The organism is Nocardia sp. NPDC019219, assembly GCF_040632645.1.
In the GTDB taxonomy this organism is placed as follows: Bacteria; Actinomycetota; Actinomycetes; order Mycobacteriales; family Mycobacteriaceae; genus Nocardia; species Nocardia sputorum.
In genome coordinates this window covers 1-1,165 of record NZ_JBEYCG010000042.1, presented here as the reverse complement: position 1 = coordinate 1,165, position 1,165 = coordinate 1, and the positions used below count along the sequence as shown (strand labels likewise).

Sequence of the window (1,165 nt, the reverse complement as noted above, 5' to 3'; positions counted from 1 at the left end):
TGTTGCTGTTGTTGCTGTTGTTGTTTCCGCCGGTGCCGCCGCCGTTGTTGTTGTTTCCGCCGGTTCCGCCGGTGCGGGTGATGGGGTCGGTGAAGAGGGGGATCATCGCGGCGAGTTGTGTGAAGCCGTCGACGTAGCCTTTGGCGCCGCCGCTTTCTTTGCCCTCCCACCAGGTCTGGACGCCGGCGAGTGCTTCGGCGGCTTTCCAGTTGTTGACGTCTTTGACTTCTTTTCCGGTGTAGTGGAACTGGCTGTATCGGGGCAGGTGTCCCCACGAGTAGAGGTTGAAGTCGCCGGTGGCGGCGAGGACTTCGGCCATGGCATCCATGGCATCCTGCAGGTCGGCGGCCGATTTCAGATAGGACTCGATGTAGGCGGTTGCTTTGTCCGCTCCGGCGCCTTGCCAGTGGTTCTCCTTGAAGGTCGGCTGCAGGTTCATGCCGAAGGTCTGAACCGAGGAGTTCCATATCTTGGCCAGGGTGTCCCACCGGCCGGCCATCTCCCAGATCTTGCCGTCGTTGCGGTCGAACAGCTCGGCCACGTTCGCGAAGTCGAAATGGATCATCTTGTATGCGTTTTCGATGGAGCCCTCGAGGGCCGCCTTGGCCCGGCCGTCGAAACTCACCCCGGACGCCCCCTTGGTCGGGGCAGGCGGACCGTGGGTCCACTCACCACCCGAGATCGGGTTGGCATTGCTCACCCGATCGGTCAGCCCGGTGATCCGGCCGGCCAGATCGCCGTCACCGGGCAGCTTGAAACTGTTCTCGTTCTCGCCCTCGGTGACGGCATACCGCTTGTTCGCGGCAGTGAACGTATTGCCCATGTCGGTCACGGTCGCCTGGTGCTTGCGCAGCACCGACGCCAGTTCAACCGCCTTGTTCCGGAATTCGGTGAACATCATCTGCATGCTGCCGAGCGTCGTCGTGTGCGGCCGCGCCGCGGGCCACGCCGGCTGGTTGTAGTAGGTCCAATCCATCAGGGGATTCCACGGCAAAGCCTCGATCGCCTTGATCAGACCCATCGTGTCCACCACCAGATCCTCGCAACCGGTGGTGAGCTTCTTCAGGGTCGCACCGTCCACATTGACCAGCTGCAGATCACCCTGTTGGGCATTCTTCAGCAAACCAGACCAATCCGTTTGGCCGCTTCCCGTCGCGCCCACCAT

At 62.2% G+C, this 1,165-nt stretch carries 1 protein-coding gene; it reads right to left on the bottom strand.

The features are described 5' to 3' along the window. A partial coding sequence (locus ABZ552_RS34040) for a hypothetical protein (RefSeq protein ID WP_357441954.1) occupies positions 1-1,165 on the bottom strand: 1,165 nt, incomplete at both ends.